The sequence below is a fragment of the Mycobacteroides sp. H001 genome, from assembly GCF_001440005.1.
Taxonomy (GTDB): Bacteria; Actinomycetota; Actinomycetes; order Mycobacteriales; family Mycobacteriaceae; genus Mycobacterium; species Mycobacterium gwanakae.
Genome location: NZ_LJYH01000024.1, coordinates 137,627 through 153,752 on the forward strand (window position 1 = coordinate 137,627; position 16,126 = coordinate 153,752).

General features: G+C 63.1%; 19 protein-coding genes and 1 riboswitch. Of the genes, 8 read left to right on the forward strand and 11 right to left on the reverse strand.

Translation table 11 applies throughout. The features are described 5' to 3' along the window. Window positions 1-9: 9 nt before the first annotated feature. From AOT83_RS07115 to AOT83_RS07125, 3 genes are read right to left on the reverse strand one after another with little or no spacing between them, the layout of a single operon-like run. Window positions 10-660 carry a thioredoxin domain-containing protein gene (locus AOT83_RS07115; protein ID WP_030097567.1) on the reverse strand — a complete coding sequence of 217 codons (651 nt, stop codon included), beginning with the start codon at window positions 658-660 and terminating at the stop codon, window positions 10-12. 22 nt (window positions 661-682) lie between these two features. Further along, a complete protein-coding gene (locus AOT83_RS07120; RefSeq protein WP_030097566.1) occupies window positions 683-1,174 on the reverse strand; it encodes a DNA starvation/stationary phase protection protein in 492 nt (163 codons plus the stop codon). A 38-nt stretch (window positions 1,175-1,212) separates the two neighbouring features. Further along, window positions 1,213-2,055 (reverse strand): sigma-70 family RNA polymerase sigma factor, encoded by an 843-nt coding sequence (locus AOT83_RS07125; protein WP_057964619.1) that lies wholly within the window; start codon window positions 2,053-2,055, stop codon window positions 1,213-1,215. A gap of 74 nt (window positions 2,056-2,129) precedes the next feature. On the opposite strand from AOT83_RS07125, the gene AOT83_RS07130 reads away from it, so the two are divergent. Together AOT83_RS07130 and AOT83_RS07135 are read left to right on the forward strand one after the other, a co-directional pair. Continuing rightward, window positions 2,130-2,426, forward strand: a complete 297-nt coding sequence (locus AOT83_RS07130) for a hypothetical protein (RefSeq protein ID WP_057964620.1) — start codon at window positions 2,130-2,132, stop codon at window positions 2,424-2,426. Further along, window positions 2,426-2,788: a DoxX family protein gene (locus AOT83_RS07135; protein WP_057964621.1), complete on the forward strand. Its 363-nt coding sequence runs from the start codon at window positions 2,426-2,428 to the stop codon at window positions 2,786-2,788. The genes AOT83_RS07130 and AOT83_RS07135 overlap by 1 nt, the downstream gene beginning before the upstream one ends. Window positions 2,789-2,803: 15 nt before the next feature. On the opposite strand, the gene AOT83_RS07140 is transcribed toward AOT83_RS07135, so the two are convergent. After that, window positions 2,804-3,658, reverse strand: coding sequence for a LysR substrate-binding domain-containing protein (locus AOT83_RS07140; RefSeq protein ID WP_057964622.1), 855 nt, complete (start codon window positions 3,656-3,658; stop codon window positions 2,804-2,806). 71 nt (window positions 3,659-3,729) lie between these two features. Here AOT83_RS07140 and AOT83_RS07145 point away from each other — a divergent pair, with 71 nt between their 5' ends. The 3 genes from AOT83_RS07145 to AOT83_RS07155 all read left to right on the forward strand — a co-directional run bounded on the left by AOT83_RS07145 (window position 3,730) and on the right by AOT83_RS07155 (window position 6,344). Beyond that, window positions 3,730-4,737: a bile acid:sodium symporter family protein gene (locus AOT83_RS07145; protein ID WP_030097557.1), complete on the forward strand. Its 1,008-nt coding sequence runs from the start codon at window positions 3,730-3,732 to the stop codon at window positions 4,735-4,737. A gap of 79 nt (window positions 4,738-4,816) precedes the next feature. Beyond that, window positions 4,817-5,581, forward strand: coding sequence for an endonuclease VIII Nei2 (gene nei2 / locus AOT83_RS07150; protein ID WP_057964623.1), 765 nt, complete (start codon window positions 4,817-4,819; stop codon window positions 5,579-5,581). A 67-nt stretch (window positions 5,582-5,648) separates the two neighbouring features. Then, window positions 5,649-6,344: a restriction endonuclease gene (locus AOT83_RS07155; protein WP_030097555.1), complete on the forward strand. Its 696-nt coding sequence runs from the start codon at window positions 5,649-5,651 to the stop codon at window positions 6,342-6,344. Here the strand turns inward: AOT83_RS07155 and AOT83_RS07160 are convergent. Genes AOT83_RS07160 through AOT83_RS07170 form a run of 3 tightly spaced genes read right to left on the reverse strand, consistent with a single transcriptional unit; the run spans window position 6,265 to window position 10,022 of the window. Next, complete coding sequence (locus AOT83_RS07160; protein WP_057964624.1) at window positions 6,265-6,930, reverse strand: DUF3159 domain-containing protein; 666 nt, start codon at window positions 6,928-6,930, stop codon at window positions 6,265-6,267. The two genes, AOT83_RS07155 and AOT83_RS07160, sit on opposite strands and share 80 nt — an antisense overlap. After that, the gene (locus tag AOT83_RS07165; protein ID WP_057964625.1) at window positions 6,927-8,801 is read right to left on the reverse strand and encodes a S9 family peptidase; all 1,875 of its coding nucleotides are present in this window, start codon (window positions 8,799-8,801) and stop codon (window positions 6,927-6,929) included. The genes AOT83_RS07160 and AOT83_RS07165 overlap by 4 nt, the downstream gene beginning before the upstream one ends. 51 nt (window positions 8,802-8,852) lie before the next feature. After that, window positions 8,853-10,022 carry a sodium:proton exchanger gene (locus tag AOT83_RS07170; protein ID WP_232783273.1) on the reverse strand — a complete coding sequence of 390 codons (1,170 nt, stop codon included), beginning with the start codon at window positions 10,020-10,022 and terminating at the stop codon, window positions 8,853-8,855. A gap of 310 nt (window positions 10,023-10,332) precedes the next feature. On the opposite strand from AOT83_RS07170, the gene AOT83_RS07175 reads away from it, so the two are divergent. After that, window positions 10,333-11,091: a MerR family transcriptional regulator gene (locus AOT83_RS07175; RefSeq protein ID WP_057964626.1), complete on the forward strand. Its 759-nt coding sequence runs from the start codon at window positions 10,333-10,335 to the stop codon at window positions 11,089-11,091. A 5-nt stretch (window positions 11,092-11,096) separates the two neighbouring features. Here the strand turns inward: AOT83_RS07175 and AOT83_RS07180 are convergent, their stop codons facing one another. The 3 genes from AOT83_RS07180 to AOT83_RS07185 form a co-directional block, all read right to left on the reverse strand. Next, a complete protein-coding gene (locus tag AOT83_RS07180) occupies window positions 11,097-11,297 on the reverse strand; it encodes a hypothetical protein (protein WP_030097550.1) in 201 nt (66 codons plus the stop codon). Between the two features lie 20 nt (window positions 11,298-11,317). Further along, window positions 11,318-11,473 carry a DUF6131 family protein gene (locus AOT83_RS27305; protein ID WP_044105428.1) on the reverse strand — a complete coding sequence of 52 codons (156 nt, stop codon included), beginning with the start codon at window positions 11,471-11,473 and terminating at the stop codon, window positions 11,318-11,320. A 74-nt stretch (window positions 11,474-11,547) separates the two neighbouring features. After that, a complete protein-coding gene (locus AOT83_RS07185; protein ID WP_057964627.1) occupies window positions 11,548-12,963 on the reverse strand; it encodes an NAD(P)/FAD-dependent oxidoreductase in 1,416 nt (471 codons plus the stop codon). A gap of 200 nt (window positions 12,964-13,163) precedes the next feature. Here AOT83_RS07185 and AOT83_RS07190 point away from each other — a divergent pair, with 200 nt between their 5' ends. Further along, window positions 13,164-13,364 carry a hypothetical protein gene (locus AOT83_RS07190; RefSeq protein WP_057964628.1) on the forward strand — a complete coding sequence of 67 codons (201 nt, stop codon included), beginning with the start codon at window positions 13,164-13,166 and terminating at the stop codon, window positions 13,362-13,364. 4 nt (window positions 13,365-13,368) lie between these two features. On the opposite strand, the gene AOT83_RS07195 is transcribed toward AOT83_RS07190, so the two are convergent. Continuing rightward, entirely contained in the window at window positions 13,369-14,046 is a 678-nt protein-coding gene (locus tag AOT83_RS07195; RefSeq protein WP_057964652.1) for a TrkA family potassium uptake protein, read from the reverse strand. Window positions 14,047-14,106: 60 nt separating this feature from the next. On the opposite strand from AOT83_RS07195, the gene AOT83_RS07200 reads away from it, so the two are divergent. After that, complete coding sequence (locus AOT83_RS07200) at window positions 14,107-15,603, forward strand: potassium/proton antiporter (protein WP_030097547.1); 1,497 nt, start codon at window positions 14,107-14,109, stop codon at window positions 15,601-15,603. 83 nt (window positions 15,604-15,686) lie between these two features. Continuing rightward, window positions 15,687-15,856, forward strand: a riboswitch (M-box (ykoK) riboswitch). Window positions 15,857-16,126: the final 270 nt, after the last annotated feature.

The following is a 16,126-nucleotide window of genomic DNA, read 5'->3' on the forward strand; positions in this document are numbered from 1 at the left end:
GCGACGCCGCTACCGCGGGATGCGATCTAGCCAGGCCGATTCTCCATCAACGGGTTGATTGTCGATGACAACCATGGGCACACCGGATTTGGGAAAGGCGCGCAGCAGCGGCAGATTGTTCGACGCGATGGCACGGGCATCAAAGGGCACTGGCAGCCCGACCCTGATCAGATCCTGTGCGCTCTGGGGCGCATCGACTCGGGCGGCCAGCCCAGCCAGCTGGTCGTTGCTCAGGTCCGTGTCACCTTCCTCCTCGGGCTGCTGGTCCTTGGCGTAGAACTCTCGGATGAAGCGCCAGGTGATATCGCTTGACCGGGACTGATCGGCGACCACGAAGCTGGCATAGATCGCACGGCTGTCGTATGTGCCGCTGGCAGAGTACTTATCGAGGAAGTCCACAAACCTGAGGTTGACGTGCAGCTTGCCGGACTCGATGCGCCGCCCGATCTCCTCGCCCTGACTCTGAACCATCTTCCCGCTGTACGGGCACAACGGGTCTAGGTAGAGATCGATCTGCCCCGGGGCAGCCGGGTCGCCGAGGGACAACACATCCCCGGCGGGCGATGCATCGGCCGCGTGTGCCAGTCCGGCGTTGGGGCCAAGGACCAGTACCGCGGTCAATAGACCGATGATCGTTGCGAAGCGCTTCACTGCATGCATCGGTCCATCATCGCTCAGCCGGCTACACCTTCCGGTTCTCGGACTTGATCAGCCAGGCCAGCTTCTCCAAGCCGTCGATGAGCTGGTGCAGGATGTCGGCGGTGGTGGGGTCCTCGTCATCCACCGCGTCGTGTACTGCGCGCAGCGTCTTCACCGTGGCATAGATGCGGGTGGTGATCAGGTCGACGACATCACCGGTGCTGCGTTCATAGGGCGGAAACTCCGGCAATGTCGTGCTCGCCGCGACAGTGTCGGATCGGCCGTCGGGCAGCGCATCGAGCGCGCGCATGCGCTCGGCGACGGTGTCGCTCGATTCGCGGGCGAAGTCGACCAATTCGTCGAGCTGCAGGTGCAGATCGCGAAAATTGCTGCCCACGACGTTCCAGTGCGCCTGCTTACCCTGCAGATGCAGTTCGATCAGGTCGACCAGGACCTGTTGCAGACTCGCGCTCAGTGTGGCGGAGGCCTGAAAGTTGGTGACGTCGGATTCGGGGGTACGGGTTGTGTTCGGCATGTCAGGTGCAACCTGGTCTAATTTGGATCTATTCCAGATTAGATCGATAGTTCAACGCTGCTGCACGCATAGGGCGCGATGTCGATATGGGTGATCAGTCCGTCGCGGATATCCATTCGGATGATGGCGAGGGGGTGGCCGCCTGGCGCGATGACGGCACCCGGCCTGCCGTCGACGAAAAGCGTTGTCGCCACGGCGATGCGGTCGACGAAGGTGCGCGTTTCCTCGGCGACGGCTCGGGCGCCCTGCACGAGTGTCGCTGCGTCGCTGGGGATGAGTGAGCGGTCGACCGTGCGGACCACATCGGGTGCCATCAGCGTGATCAGGCGCTCGATGTTGCCGCCGCGGGCGGCCGACAGGAAGGCGTCGACGATCGCCGATTGGTTTGGAACGTCGCGGGTCTGCACCGGGTTCGCGTTATCGAGGCGCAGTCGCGCCCGGCTGGCGAGCTTCTTAGCAGAGGCGGCAGTGGTATCAAGCGCTGCGGCGATGTCCTCGAACGGTACGGAAAACAGATCGTGTAAGACGTAGGCCACGCGCTGTTTGGGGGACAATTCGCCGAGCACCACGAGTAGTGCACGCGAAACCTGCTCGCGCTTCAGGAAGTCCTCGTCCGCGCCGAGCTGCGTGCCCGGGAGGTGTTCGGCAGTCAGGGGAATCTCCCCATGCCGCTCGCGCACCCGTAGCTGATCGAGGCAGAGCCGGCCCGTGACCGTGGTGAGCCACGCGTCGAGACTGTCCACCGCGTTGAGGTCGGCCGATTGTGCCCGGATCCACGCAGCCTGTACGGCGTCCTCGGCATCGTGGTGTGAACCCAGGATCCGGTGCGCCACGGACAGCAGCCGTGGCCGTGCGGCCTGGAATCTTTCCGTGAGATCCACGAGAGGTCACCTTTCCGTCATGCCGGTCGTCAAGAGGGGTGAGGTCAACGAAACCGACTAGAGAGGAGGCACAGATGAGCGTACAGATGGTCCGCTTCAGCACAGATGCCGAACGGGTGCACGAGGTTGAGGATGCGATCGCGGCGTTGTTCACGGCGGTGAGCGCGGCGGCCCCCACGGGCATGACCTACACGGCAGGCAGAGTCGGAGATGGCCCCGACTTCGTATTCCTGCTGCAGCTCGCCGAGGGGGTCGACAATCCACTCCTGGGCATCCCGGATGCGCTCGACTTCCGCAGCAGGGTCGCCGGATGGGCGGTTGAAGCTGTTGCACCCCAGCATTTCACCGTGCTGGGAAGGTATGAGGGCTGATGTCGGTTCTCGGTACTGGGCTGTGGGTGACTACGGTCATCTGCGTTATCGCCAATGGATTCGAGGTGGTGGCCAAGGCCGCCAAGGCACAGTTCGTGATGCAGAACTCCGGTGAAGTGGGATTGGCCCCGCGCTGGATTCCCTATCTCGCGGTGATCGAAGGAGCCGGGGTGGCCGGCCTGATCATCGGGCTGGCCGGAGTGCGCCCGATTGGCCTTGCCGCGGCAATCGGGTTGGTGGCGTTCTTCATTGGCGCTGTGGGTGCACACATCCGCAGCAATGTGTTGCACAATATCGCCTTCCCCGGTGTGTTCCTGGCACTTGCGGTGGGGTCGCTGGCCTACTTCGCGCTACCGGTCTAGGGCCCGAGGGCGGGGTCACCGATGTAGCCGGTGCGTGCTGGCGATGATCGCGTCACACAACGCCTGTTCGGGTTCGGACAGCACGCTGCGTCGACGCACCAGCACGAACTCCAGCTCGCCAAGGTCGGGCAGGCTGTCATCGCGAACCGTGACAAGGCCTTCGGGCAGAAGGGATTCGGCGTGTGAGATGACACCCATACCTGCCAAGGCCGCTGCCCGCAGCCCCAGCTGACTGTCGCTCACACAGGTGATGCGCCAGGTGCGGCCTTCTCGCTCGAGTGCGCGCAGTGCCGCATGCCGCGTCAGGCTCGGCGGGGGATAGGTGACGATGGGCACCGGGTCGCGCACGTCATGCGTATTGGGCCGGCCAGCCCACACCAGCCTGTCGCGCCAGAGCAATTCGCCATGCTTTTCACCCGGCAGGCGCTTGGCCACCATCAGATCCAGCTCGCCCGCGGTCATGCGTGTCTTGAGGTACTCGCTGAGCCCCACGACCAGCTCCAGATCCACACCGGGGTGGGAGTCCTGAAACTCGACGAGGACATCGGGCAGCTCACGGGCCACTAGGTCATCGGAGGCGCCGAGCCGGATGAGTCCGGTCAGCTCCGAACTCGCGAAGTAGCGATCGGCCTGGCTCTGGGCGTCCAGGATGGATCGGGCGAAGCCGACCATCGCCGCACCATCGGCGGTCAACGACAGATTGCGGGTATCGCGGCGAAACAGCTCCCGGCCGACGGACTGCTCCAGCCGCGCGATATGTCCGCTCACGGTCGACTGGCGCAGCCCGAGAATACGTCCGGCAGCGGTGAATCCCCCGGCTCTTTCGACGGTCAGGAAGGTCCGCAGCAGTTCAGGATCCAGCACATCCATCACGGTACGCGTTCATAGATATCGCTTCTATCGGCTTTCATAATTAGTTCCTGCGCTCGTACTGTGGCCTAGTGACGTGGCTGGCCAAACTCCGCATTGACGGATTCCTACTCGGACTGTTCGCTGCCATGGGGATTGGGCTGCTGCTCCCCGCGCGCGGCGACGCGGCCGATGTCCTGGACTGGGCAACCAAGATCGCCATCGCGGTGCTGTTCTTCCTCTACGGAACCCGATTGGAACCGCGCGAGGCGATCGAGGGCCTCAAGCACTGGAAACTGCACACCACGGTGTTGGCCGCGACCTATGTCCTGTTCCCCCTGCTGGGCCTGGCGATGCGGCTGTTGGTGCCCTCGGTGCTGACCAACGACCTCTACACCGGTGTGCTGTACCTGTGTCTGTTGCCCTCGACGGTGCAATCCTCGATCGCCTTCACATCCATCGCCCGCGGCAACGTCGCGGCCGCGGTGGTGAGCGCCTCGTTGTCGAATATGTTGGGCGTCTTCATGACTCCGGTCTTGGTGATGTTGCTGATGCAGACCACCGGGGAGGCGACGGTCTCGCCCACCGCGATCCTGGAGATCGTGGTGCAACTGCTGTTGCCTTTCGTCGCGGGCCAGTTGCTGCGCCCCAAGCTGTATCGAATCCTGTCCCACACCACGCTCACCAAGGTCGTCGATCGTGGATCTGTCTACTTGGTGGTCTACGCGGCCTTCAGCGCCGGGATGGTCGAGCATGTGTGGCAGGGTCTGCAGATCTCCCGCTTGTTGGCCGTGTTCGCGGTCAGCATCGTGCTGCTGGCGGTGGTACTGGGTGTCACAGCGGGGGCCGCACGGCTACTACGGTTCGATCGGGCAGACCGCATTGTCGTGATCTTCTGCGGCTCCAAGAAGAGCTTGGCGACCGGATTACCCATGGCGACCGTGTTGTTCGCAGGTCACCCGGTGGGCTTGATCGTGCTGCCACTGATGATCTTCCACCAGATTCAACTGATCACCTGCGCGGCCCTAGCGGGACGGTGGGGACGGGCCCAGAGTTCCGATGCGGCAACCGTCGGAGACGAGACCGTCTCTGCTGCCTGATCTTTGCGTATAGCGGCTTCGCCATCACGCCGGTGCGGAGTTGGGTAGCCTGTGACGGCTAGCGCAAGGAGGCCTCGGAATGCCAGAAGGCGATACGGTTTTCCGAACGGCGCGGTGCCTGGGCGATGCGCTGACCGGCCGGGTGCTCACGGGCTGCGATATCCGTGTCCCACGTTTCGCGACCGTCGATTTGAGTGGAGAACGCGTGGACGGCGTGGTTGCGCGCGGAAAGCACCTGTTCATTCGCGCCGGCTGGGCCAGCATTCACTCGCATCTGAAAATGGATGGCAGCTGGCGAATCGTGTCCGCTCGGGAGTCCGTACCCACGTGGGACCATCGAATCAGAGCGTTACTGAGGACGGACGATTCGGTGGCCCTCGGAGTCAGCCTGGGTGTTCTGGATGTGGTCAAGCGGGGACGGGAAAACGACATCGTGGGTCATCTGGGCCCGGATCTTCTTGGGGCAGATTGGGATCCGTCCGTCGCCTTGGAGGGATTGATGGCGCGAGCAGATGATGAGATGAGTTCGACGCTTCTCGATCAGAGAGTCATGGCGGGTATTGGCAACGTGTATTCCAACGAACTGTGTTTTCTGGCTGGGATGCTGCCCACCTCGCCGGTACGGGACCTCACCGACCCCGAGCGATTCATCGAGCGTGCCCATGCGTTGTTGCATGCGAACAAGGACAGCTATCGCAGGACTACGACCGGTGATCCGCGACCCGGACGTGAACTGTGGGTTTACGGTCGGCATGGAAGGCCGTGCCGCCGTTGCGGAACCCGGATCACGCGCGATCAGGCCCTGCCGCGCGTGACATATTGGTGCCCCCATTGCCAGCGGTGACGTGAAGCCGCGTACCCGGGCGCCAGTTCCCCCCAGGGTGTCGGAGGGCTGGCTTAAAGTCCATCCAATGAGGCTGCGGCGTTTCAGACGGAGGGCTGCTCGTAGGTGGCACCGTCTTTCGCGTGCACTGGTCGTGCTGATCATCGTGGTGCTTGCCGGGCCGATCATCGCGCTGGCTGTCTGGCCCGGTGTCCTGGTGTACCGGAGCACGGCAGACCCCGCGCTTGCCGCGCTGGCACAGGTCGGCTATCTGGCTTCGCCGTATGCGGTGTATCTGATTCTGCGTGGAGCGGGATGGGGCCTGCGTGGGCTCGGCGATGTCATGGCGCAGCGTCGTTACGAAGCCCAGCTGCGCAGGTATATGACAATGTCAGGGCTTTCCGAGATCGATGAGATGTCCGGCGTCGATTTCGAGACCTTCGTGGCGGCTCGTATGCACGGAGCCGGATGGCATATCGAGACAACGTCGGCATCCAGTGACTACGGCGTAGATCTGATAGCCACCAATCGGCGTGACGTCGTCGCCGTCCAATGCAAGCGATACTCGAAGACAGTGGGTGTCAGAGCCGTTCAAGAGGTCGTTGCGGGGGCGCGGCATTACGACTGCACCCGCACCATGGTGGTCAGCAATCAGGATTTCACCCGCCAGGCGCAGGCTCTGGCCGCGACCAGCAAGTGTGAACTCATTGGTCGTGATCGGTTGCCGCGCTGGCTGAATCAAACTGAGATGCACGGCTCTTCGAACGCCGCACTGCCCAGATGACCACCAGAAGCGCTATTCCGGCGAGCGGATAGCCCATCGCGATGCGTGCGATGGCCAGCCAGCCAACCGAATCAGCGGCGTACAGCCATTCCTGCACAACAAATCTGGAGGCGAAAACGGCCGCCATGGTCAGTGTCGCCAGTGTGAAAGCGAACCGCGAGGGTTTGTCTTTGCGCCAGCGGTGCCCGGTGCCGGTGAAGCCGTGCCAGATCACTCCGGCTAGCGGCCAACCCACCAAGACCGAGACCAGGAACACGACTGCGCCGATCAGGTTGGTCCAGATACCCATCAGGAAGAAGCCCTTGGCCGAACCGGTTTGGTAGGCGATGGCCACCGAGATGGCCACCCCCAACAACCCGGAGATTGCCGGCTGCAGTGGTTGGTTGCGTAACCACCGCCACGCGGCGACGGTGCCCGCCGTAGCCATGGATATCCAGATGGCACCGGCCAAGCCAAAAGCACTGTTGCCCAGTGCAAAAGTCACACTCGGTAGGCCGGCGTAGATGAGTCCGGATAGTCCGCCGACCTGTTCGAGAAGTGTGGGCTTGTTGTGGGGTTTGTCTGAGAACTCAACAACCTCGGTCACGACACCTGCCGTCCGCCCAGGTACTGAGCCAGGAATCGTTCCGTCGCAAGAAACAGGTCGATCTGGTTTTCAGGGTTCAAGAACCCGTGCCCCTCGTCCTCTTTCACCATGTATTCGACCTCGACGCCACGGGCCCTCAGTGCGGCCACGATGTTGTCGGACTCCGCTTGGACCACACGAACATCGTTGGCGCCCTGCACAACCAGCAACGGGGTGCGGATCTGATCCACCCGGCTGATGGGCGAGCGGGCGAGCATGTCGGCTTCCTGCTCCGGCACCGCGGGATCGCCGACGTAGCGATACCAGTTGTTGGTCAGGTTCGGACGGACGAACGCGGGAAGGGTGCGCATGAAGTTGGCCAGGTTGGAGATGCCCACGTAATCGATGGCGGCCGCGAAGACATCAGGAGTGAAGGTAACTCCGACCAGTGCGGAGTAACCGCCGTACGAGCCACCGAAGATCGCGACCCGGCTCGGATCGGCGTAGCCCTGCTTGACCGCCCAGTCAACGGCGTCGATCAGATCGTCGTGCATCTTGCCCGCGAACTCGCCGATGGCCGCCTTCGTGAATGCCTTTCCATAGCCGGTGGATCCGCGGAAGTTGACCTGCAGCACTGCATATCCACGGTTGGCCAGGAGCTGCACCGACGGATCGAATCCCCAGCTGTCACGGTGCCACGGACCGCCGTGGACCACCAGCACCAGGGGTAGTCCTGCGGGTTCCACACCCACGGGCAGCGTCAGGTAGGAGTGCAGACTCAAGCCGTCGCGCGAGGCGATCGTCACGGGCGTCATGGGCGCCAGCGTCGCCGGATCCAGATGCGGGTACGGACGGAACAGCTGTCTGCTTTCGCCCTTCTCATGGTCGTAGAAGTAGGTGACACCGGGATCCCGGTCGTGGGTGAAGCTGACCACCCAACGGTTGCCGTTCTCGTCGCACGAGATCTCCGCGAGGTCGCCGTCGGAGAGCTCCTGAAGCTTTTCCAGCACCGGAGCGAAGGCCGGATCCAGAACCCGGATATCCTGCCGCTCACCGAGATAGCGAACGGCCAGTAACTCCCCGGTCTTGCGATGCCGGATCAGCGCCGGTGCCAGACCTAGGGCAGCGGAGAGGTCGAACGAAGGGTGGCTGTCGATCACCGACTCCTCGCCGGTGGCCAGGTCGAGCCGGACCAGACGCGTGCGATCGGTATCGCGGCTTGAGCCCATCCACAATCCGGTACCGTCCGGGGTTATCTGTGTCGGGTGCATGCCGACCGGGTAGTCCGCGCCGTTGTATATGACGAGAGACTCCAGCGCCCCGGACTCGTATCGGGAGAACTCGATATCGCCTTCAGGTGTCAGCGATTGGGTGAACACCTCATGATGAGGGCCGCAGAACCAGGACATGACGTTGCCGGGGTTTTCAGCGAGCATGGTCAGTTCGCCGGATGCGACATCGAGCTCGTACAGGTCGATTTGGTCGATCCTGCGGTGGTTCAGCTGAACGAATAGTTTTCCGGGACGGCCGTGGGGCTGCTCCAGGCCCAGTAGACGCACGCCGGGGTACGGAGTGAGATCGAGAGCCGGGGTGCCGGGACTGTCCAGGTCAACCCGGTATAGATGCCAGTTCTCGTCACCACCGGAGTCCTGCACATATAGCAGCCAGCGCGGGTCATCGACCCAGAGAAATCCTGTGACGCTGCGTGTTTCGTCGTAGGTAACACAGCGTGCGGCGGCGTTGTTGTCGTCATCGAGGGTTTGGACCCATACGTTGAGCCGGTTCTTCCTCGGTGCCAGGTACGCGATCTTGGTGCCGTCGGGTGAGATCGATGCGGATGCGCGAACCGGCGGATCGAAGAATTCCTCGACGGTGATGAGCTTGGGCAGCACGGTGGGTGTTCCTCTCGGTGTGGCGGAGTAACACCAGGAGAAACTATGCCGCTACGGCACAGTCAACTGTGGGGTCGCGGACCTGCTGAATGGCGCGCGAAGTGTCGCGATGACGTGCCTGCGGTTGACGATCAAGCCGGCGACCGCCAAGACGGCGTACACGCCGCAGAGGATCAGCCGGCCATGGGTCGAGGTGATAGGGAACTGGATCACGAACAATGCCAGTAGCGCCCACGCGGTGCCCCGGTGGAATCGCAGCGCGAGGATCAGGGCCACACCCATCATGGTTTGTGTGGCGGTCAGCAGGGTTTCTTCGACCTGACGGGCATCGAGCACCAGGGAGTAGCCGCCACCGCCCGCCAGATGGGCGATCGGGAGCGAACCGATCAGGAGCGTCCACTGATTGACCTTGGACGAGATCAAGGTGGCGATGGCGGCGGTTCCCTTGCCCCGCGCGGCGAAAATCGCGGCGATGATGAACTCGGGCGCTTCGGATGCCAGCGGCGCCAACCACTGCACCAGCAGGAACTGGTCGATGCCCAGTTGCGTTCCGGCGCTTACCAGGCTGTTGGCGAAGGGTTCTGCGCACAACAGGATGATCGACGCGGCAAGAATGAACATCGTGACCACGGTGCTGCGGCGCATGTGTTTGGGCAGCATGCCGATGGCTGCGGCGGTGCCCACCAACTGCGGTTCCTCGGCTTCGCCGCGGCTGATCGTGAACAGGTAGAACCCGAACCAGGCCAGTAGTGCGATGCCCAGCACGAGGTGAATCTGGCCGCTTGCCGGTATCGCGAACGCCACGACCCCGGCCACGAGCAGGAATCCAAGCTCGATGCGGTTAGAAGGCTCCAGCGACAGCAGGTTGGTGGGGCGACCGGATGTCTTGCGCGCCACCGCGAGTGCGATGAGAACGACAACGGGCCAGCCCAGTCCCATCAACAACCTGTTCGAGCCGGTCATGTTCGCCGCGGCGTATTGGCCGTACTCGGGGACCTGGCCGGAGATGTAGGCGTAGTAGAGATCGACGGCGTATTCGGGCAGTACTGCGATCAGGGCCAGTACCGCGATGGCCAGGCCGCCGGAGACGTCGATCTGCGCGGCCTCCGCGGCCCAGGCCAACACGAAGCTGGCGGCTACCACCGCAGCGCCGTAGATCACGAGAGCTACTACCGGATTCGGATGCAACCCACCGATCCGAGTGATCAGTGCGGGCGCCATGAACAACGCCGTGATGAACACCGACCGCAGGAGCTGACGGCGCAGCGCACCGGGCACGGTGGTCACGTTGGCGGTGGTCTGCACGGGACCAAGTTAGCACCGCCACGTGCGCTCAGCAACAGATTGATACCCCTGCGTGATGCACTTGAAATGGGAAAATTAGCAGCTAGTAGGCACCGTTATGAATTCTTCGGGTACCCTAATATCAGAATGTGGCAAACCAGATCGTGAGCGTTGGCCCGGGAGTTGCTGGTAGCCGAGGGTTTCGAATGTTGACCATGCCGCAGCGGCATAGTGTCCAGTGGGCGGTATGTCGGCAGATGCAGAAGGAGTAACGGTGGGCTGGAGTACGCGGGAGCTTGCCGAGCTCGCCGGCACCAGCCTGCGTGCTGTGCGCCATTACCACGACATCGGCCTGCTCGATGAGCCGAAACGTCGGTCGAACGGCTACAAGAGCTACGGAGTCGCACACCTGGTCAGGGTGCTGCAAATCAAACGTCTTACGGGGCTGGGTCTCTCCTTGAAGCAGATCGCGGAGATGGATGAGGCCGACGAGGATCCGCAAGAGGCGTTACGGGCACTGGACGCAGAACTCGCCGCGACCATCGAACGGCTGCAACGCATCCGCGACGAGCTTGGTCAAATACTGTCCAGCAAGGTGCCGGCCGACATGCCGCCCGAATTCGGCTCCGCGGCAGTCGCTATGGAGCTCACCGATACCGACCGCTCGCTGGCATTCGTCATGTCCCGGGTGCTCGGTCCGCAAGGGCTGCAGGCTTTCATCGGGATGTTCTTGGACCAGCAAGACCGCGATCTCGACCGCGAGCTGGAAAATCTGGCGTCGGACGCCGACGAGCAGACGCGCGCCGATCTCGCGGCCAGGATGTCCTCACATGCCCGGAAGCTCTACGCCGATCACCCGGGGATGCTGAATTCGACCGCGGACGCTCCGCGCGGGCAGCAATTTGCCGAACGCACGGTGGCGCGGGCACTGTTGGACCTGTTCAACCCGGCGCAGCTCGACGTGCTGGTTCGGGTGGGTGCGGCGATCAGATCAGAGCCGGGCTGAGTGGTTCACGGGCTTGGCTGCGGGATGTTGCACTGACTGACTGTCGGATTGAGTCCCGCGTAGTTGAGCGGACCGGCGAGCACAGTCAGCGCGATGGTTCCCGCGCTGGCACAGGTTTGCGGGCTGTTGGTGAAGTATCCGCGTTGAGCGACGGCGATGGCCCCTACGATCAGCCAGACGGCGAGCAACAATCCTGCGTACCGCATGGTGTACTCCTTTGCGGCTCTTAGTAGTAGTGGCGACGGCCACCGATGGCGTGCCCCATGCGGCCCGCCACCATCAGGATCAATCCGATGACGATGAGCACAACCCCGCCGGTCCACAACCATCCAATGTCGAGAAAGAAACCGGCAGCCAACAGGATGGCCCCGAGGACGATCATGGCGCTCACCTCGTTCCGTGCGGGTTCCCACGCACTACATTTTGTTTACGGTGTCAACCATACGCCGTCGCCCCTCATCGGGGGAGATGTTTGAGCGCGGTCTTCGCGGCATGTACACCGCACATGCCGTGAGCGCCTGGGCCGGGCGGTGTGGCCGCCGAGCAGAGGTACATGCCCGATGTGCCAAGGCTGTATGGGGCGAGCCCGACGCGGGGGCCGAATACCAGCTGCCGAATGTCCTTGGCGCCGGTCATGATGTCTCCGCCCACGTAGTTGGCGTTGTACACCGACATCTCCGTGGTGGAGCGCACTGCCAGACCTACGACCCGTTCGCGAAACCCGGGCGCGAATCGTTCGATCTGCCCGATGATCGCCTCGGTGGCGTCTCCGGTGTAACCGAATGGCACGTGCGCGTAGGTCCACAACGGGTGGATATTGCCGGAGGAGCGCTGCGGGTCGGCCAGATACTGTTGGCCGACAAGGACGAAGGGGCGCTTGGGCATGGCGCCTGCGTGGATCTGCCGCTCGGTTGAGGCTACCTCGGCGTAGTTCCCGCCGAGGTGCACAGTGCCTGCCCGTCGGGCGGCGAGTGCGGTCCACGGCACGCCGCCCTCGATCGCGAAATCGACCTTGAAGGCGCCGGGCCCGTGCCGGAAACGCGTGAACGCTCGGGCGGCTCGCCGGGGCAGCCGATCACCGAGAATCATTGCTACAGAGCGTGGTTCAAGGTCGAAGAGCGTGAGATCGGCGGCGGGTAGTTGCGCGGCGTCATCGATGCGAACGCCCGTGTGCACCTGTGCGCCCAGGTCTCTGAGCGTTGTGATCATGGCGTCGACGAGAGAACCGGTGCCGCCGGAGACGACGGGCCAGCCGTAGTGGTGGCCGGCCGTCATGATTCCGAGACCCACCGCGGCAGTCATGGGGTAGTGCAATGGCCGGAAGGCATGCGCGGCGACGCCGCCGTACAGTGCGCGAGCCGGTTCAGTGCGGAGCAGTTGTGCAATGGCTGAGGCGGGCAGGGCGGCGGGTATTCCGAATCGCGCCATCTGGACCGGGTGGCTGGGCATCCGCAGCAATGGCGCGGTGATGTCTTCCACGAGGGTGCCGAAATGCCGCGAGGGAGAGCCGAACAACGCACGCCAACGGTTGCCGTCCCGCCCCATCTGTGCGGCGGTGTCCTCGACTGACCGGAGCAGCACGCCCGCCGAGCCGTCATCGAGGGGGTGAACACAGTCGATCTCGGGCAGCAGCCAATGCACACCATGGCGAGCCAGATCCAGGCTGGTTAAGAACGGGGACCCGATGGCCATCGGGTGCACGGCCGCACAGTGGTCATGGATGAGCCCGGGGTGGAGCATCTCCGAGGAGCGGCACCCGCCCCCGGGTTCATCAGTGGCTTCCAACACAGTGACAGAGATCCCCGCGCGGGCGAGGGTAATTGCTGCGGCTAGCCCATTGGGACCGCTGCCGACTACGGTCGCGGTGCTCATCGAGCTACCAGGAGGTCGGTCCAAACACTGCGAGATACGCAGGTGATCAACGAATTACAGACGACCTGCACCGTGACATCCACCTCCGTAAGGTCCGTCATCCGAGTCTACAAACTCGGTTGCGGAGCCCTTGGCTGGCCGTCGTCGACGTCAATTTCGGCAGTTGACGAAACTGTAAACGTAGTGCAAATTTTGTCCCTGTGGCGGTACTCGGTAGGCAGGTAGGGATCGGCGAGCTCGTGGAACAGCTTCATGGGCGGCATCCGAATCTGACTCGCGACATCGTCGAGGCGGTGGTTAGGGCCGAGCACTCCCGCTTCGATGACAGCCCGCTGCGTGACTATGTTCCACTGCTGGTGGAGCGGCGGGCGCGCGAGGAACTGGCCCTGCTCAGCGTGTAGCCACCTATCTGTCGGGTGACACCGCAGCTCCATGGATTGCTGCGCGAACCGCGGCCTCGACCGCACTGTTGGCGATAAAGAGCATCTCGTCCCCGGCCTCCAAGATGTCCTCTGGTTTGGGTACAACAACGGTTCCATTCCGAATCACGGTGACCAGTGCAGTGTTTGGCGGCAAGTCCAGGTTGGCTACGCGCTGTCCCACCAACGGATTGTCTTCCGGCAGGGTGAGTTTTGTCAGTTCCGCGCTGCCCTCACGCAACCCCATGAGGCGGACCAGATGGCCGATGTCGATCGCGCCCTCGATACTCGCCACCATGGCGCCGGGCGTGGAGACTGCCACATCGATGCCCCAGTTCGCGCCGAACAGCGACTGATTGCGGATGTCGTTGATGCGGGCCACGACCCTGGGCACACCGAACTCGGTCTTGGCCAGCAGGCCCACGACCAGATTTGCCTTGTCGTCACCGGTGGCGGCGACAACCACGTCACAGGTCTCGATCCCTGCTTCTTCGAGAGTCTCCAGCTCGCAGGCATCGGCGTTGAGCCAGTCGGCCCCGGGCACCGCGTGCGGATCGAAGTTGCTGCGCTCGCGTTCGATCAGCAGGATCTTGTGGCCGTAGTCGAGCAGCTCGCGGGCAACGGAACGGCCGACCTTGCCGGCGCCGGCAACAGCGACTCGCATCTTCCGTTCCACCATCCCGCTATCGTGCCCTATTAATCAGAGTCGACCGACGGGAATGACGTGAGCCTGCACGAGCTGTACCTGGCCTTGCTTATCGGTGGGCTTGTGCTGCTCGCCAGCATTGTCGGCACTCGGGTGGCTACGCGTATCGGGTTCCCCAGCCTTTTGTTCTTTCTTTTGGTGGGTGTGGTGCTCGGCGAAGACGGGCTCGGGCTTGACTTCGACAACGTGGAACTGGCCCGGAATGTGTGCACCGCAGCACTGGCGGTCATTCTCGTCGAGGGTGGTTTGACCACGCGGTTTTCCGACATTCGTAAGGTGCTCGCACCCGCCGGTGCGCTGGCCACCGTCGGGGTGGTGATCAGCACGGTGGTAACCGCCGTCGGTGCGCACGTGTTGTTGCGTATGGATTGGCAGTTGGCATTGCTGTTGGGCGCCATCGTGTCCTCCACCGATGCCGCGGCCGTGTTCTCCGTTCTGAGGGTGCTGCCGCTGCCGCGCCGGCTAGCGGGTCTGCTGGAGGCGGAGTCCGGATTCAACGACGCTCCCGCCGTGATTCTGGTCTTGATGTTCAGCATCGTGCCCTTCGTATTCGAGCCGAAGAGTGCCGTTGTTCAGATCGTGTATGAACTCCTGGCCGGTTCTGCGATCGGTTTGGTGTGTGGGTTTGTTGGGGCGATCGCACTGCGCCGCGTTGCGCTGCCCGCGTCGGGTTTGTACCCGATCGCGACATTCGGTATCGGTCTGGTCGCGTTCGCGGCCTCTGGCAGCGTGCACGCCAGCGGATTCATCGCCGCCTATCTGGCCGCCGTGGTGCTGGCCAATTCCGGTCTACCGCACCGGTCTGCTACCCGATCGTTCGCAGAGGGGCTCGGTTGGCTGGCTCAGATAGGTCTTTTCGTGCTGCTGGGCTTGCTGGTCAATCCCAGTGAGTTGTGGGGCGACCTGGTTCCGGCAATCGTCGTCGGGCTCGTGCTGCTGCTGGTGGCCCGGCCGCTGTCTGTGGTGGGATCACTTGTCGGTTTCGGAATCCCCTGGCGCGAGCAGGCCTTTCTGTCCTGGGCAGGTTTGCGCGGTGCGGTGCCCGTCGTTCTTGCCACCTTCCCGATCGTGGAGGGCGTGCCGAACAGTTACCGTCTGCTGAATATCGTGTTCGTTCTGGTGGTGGTTTTCACCCTGGTGCAGGGGCCAAGCTTGCGGCCCGTCGCGCGTCTGCTCGGCCTGATCACTCGGGAAGCCACCCGTGAAATCCAAGTCGAGGCAGCACCTTTGGATGTGCTGGACGCCGAGCTGCTCACCATGAAGGTGCAGTCGGATTCCCGGTTACGCAATGTCACCATCCTCGAATTGCGATTACCCGATCCGGCTGTCGTCACCCTGATCATCAGGCAGGGCAACACCTTCGTTCCGCTACCGGACACCAGGATCGAATCGGACGATGAATTGATGATCGTTACCACCAGCAAGGCGCGAGCGTTGACCGAGTCACGACTGCGTGCGGTGAGTCGGCGCGGCAAGCTCGCGTACTGGTTCGACGAGTACGGGGACCTCGGCTGATTGCGGCGCGTACCGTCAAGAAATTGTGGGGTATTAGGGTTTGCGTTGACGCACAGCAGCACTCGGGCATACAGTAACGCGCGTCAGCACCTCGCTAGGCGAGGCTCCTGCACGAACACAGGCCACTGATCCGACGACGTCGAGAGACGCCCAGGGTTAGGACAGATCTCCCCGGCCTAAGGGGTGATCCGAGGTGGCTTCCCGTTGGGGATTACGTCGTGCAGTGCCGAAGCTCTGACGAGAGAGGTGGTCGGCCCGCTCATTGGCGGGCGCTCTCTCCTGTCTGGGCGCCTTTGACGTGCGTTGACATGAAGATGTTGCGGCACAGCCGCTCTGGCAGCGAGGAGGTGAGGGACGACATGCAGTCCGGCGATAGTCCGTATCCCAGTCCGGGTCGGCAACCTGGCCTAGACCAGCACATACACGTGTTCCCAGCCTTCCGCTGCGGTACCGCTCACGCCTGACCTGTCGCGAAAAACACTGCGCCAGGCTTGATTTGCCGTGTGCGGGAATCGTCCGCAGT

Excerpts from the sequence above, each read along its gene's own strand:
- AOT83_RS07115 (WP_030097567.1), bottom strand. The coding sequence starts at position 660 with ATGCATGCAGTGAAGCGCTTCGCAACGATCATCGGTCTATTGACCGCG.
- AOT83_RS07120 (WP_030097566.1), bottom strand. The coding sequence starts at position 1,174 with ATGCCGAACACAACCCGTACCCCCGAATCCGACGTCACCAACTTTCAG.
- AOT83_RS07130 (WP_057964620.1), top strand. The coding sequence starts at position 2,130 with ATGAGCGTACAGATGGTCCGCTTCAGCACAGATGCCGAACGGGTGCAC.
- AOT83_RS07135 (WP_057964621.1), top strand. The coding sequence starts at position 2,426 with ATGTCGGTTCTCGGTACTGGGCTGTGGGTGACTACGGTCATCTGCGTT.
- AOT83_RS07140 (WP_057964622.1), bottom strand. The coding sequence starts at position 3,658 with ATGGATGTGCTGGATCCTGAACTGCTGCGGACCTTCCTGACCGTCGAA.
- nei2 (WP_057964623.1), top strand. The coding sequence starts at position 4,817 with ATGCCAGAAGGCGATACGGTTTTCCGAACGGCGCGGTGCCTGGGCGAT.
- AOT83_RS07155 (WP_030097555.1), top strand. The coding sequence starts at position 5,649 with ATGAGGCTGCGGCGTTTCAGACGGAGGGCTGCTCGTAGGTGGCACCGT.
- AOT83_RS07170 (WP_232783273.1), bottom strand. The coding sequence starts at position 10,022 with ATGGCGCCCGCACTGATCACTCGGATCGGTGGGTTGCATCCGAATCCG.
- AOT83_RS07175 (WP_057964626.1), top strand. The coding sequence starts at position 10,333 with ATGTCGGCAGATGCAGAAGGAGTAACGGTGGGCTGGAGTACGCGGGAG.
- AOT83_RS07180 (WP_030097550.1), bottom strand. The coding sequence starts at position 11,297 with ATGCGGTACGCAGGATTGTTGCTCGCCGTCTGGCTGATCGTAGGGGCC.
- AOT83_RS27305 (WP_044105428.1), bottom strand. The coding sequence starts at position 11,473 with ATGATCGTCCTCGGGGCCATCCTGTTGGCTGCCGGTTTCTTTCTCGAC.
- AOT83_RS07185 (WP_057964627.1), bottom strand. The coding sequence starts at position 12,963 with ATGAGCACCGCGACCGTAGTCGGCAGCGGTCCCAATGGGCTAGCCGCA.
- AOT83_RS07195 (WP_057964652.1), bottom strand. The coding sequence starts at position 14,046 with ATGCGAGTCGCTGTTGCCGGCGCCGGCAAGGTCGGCCGTTCCGTTGCC.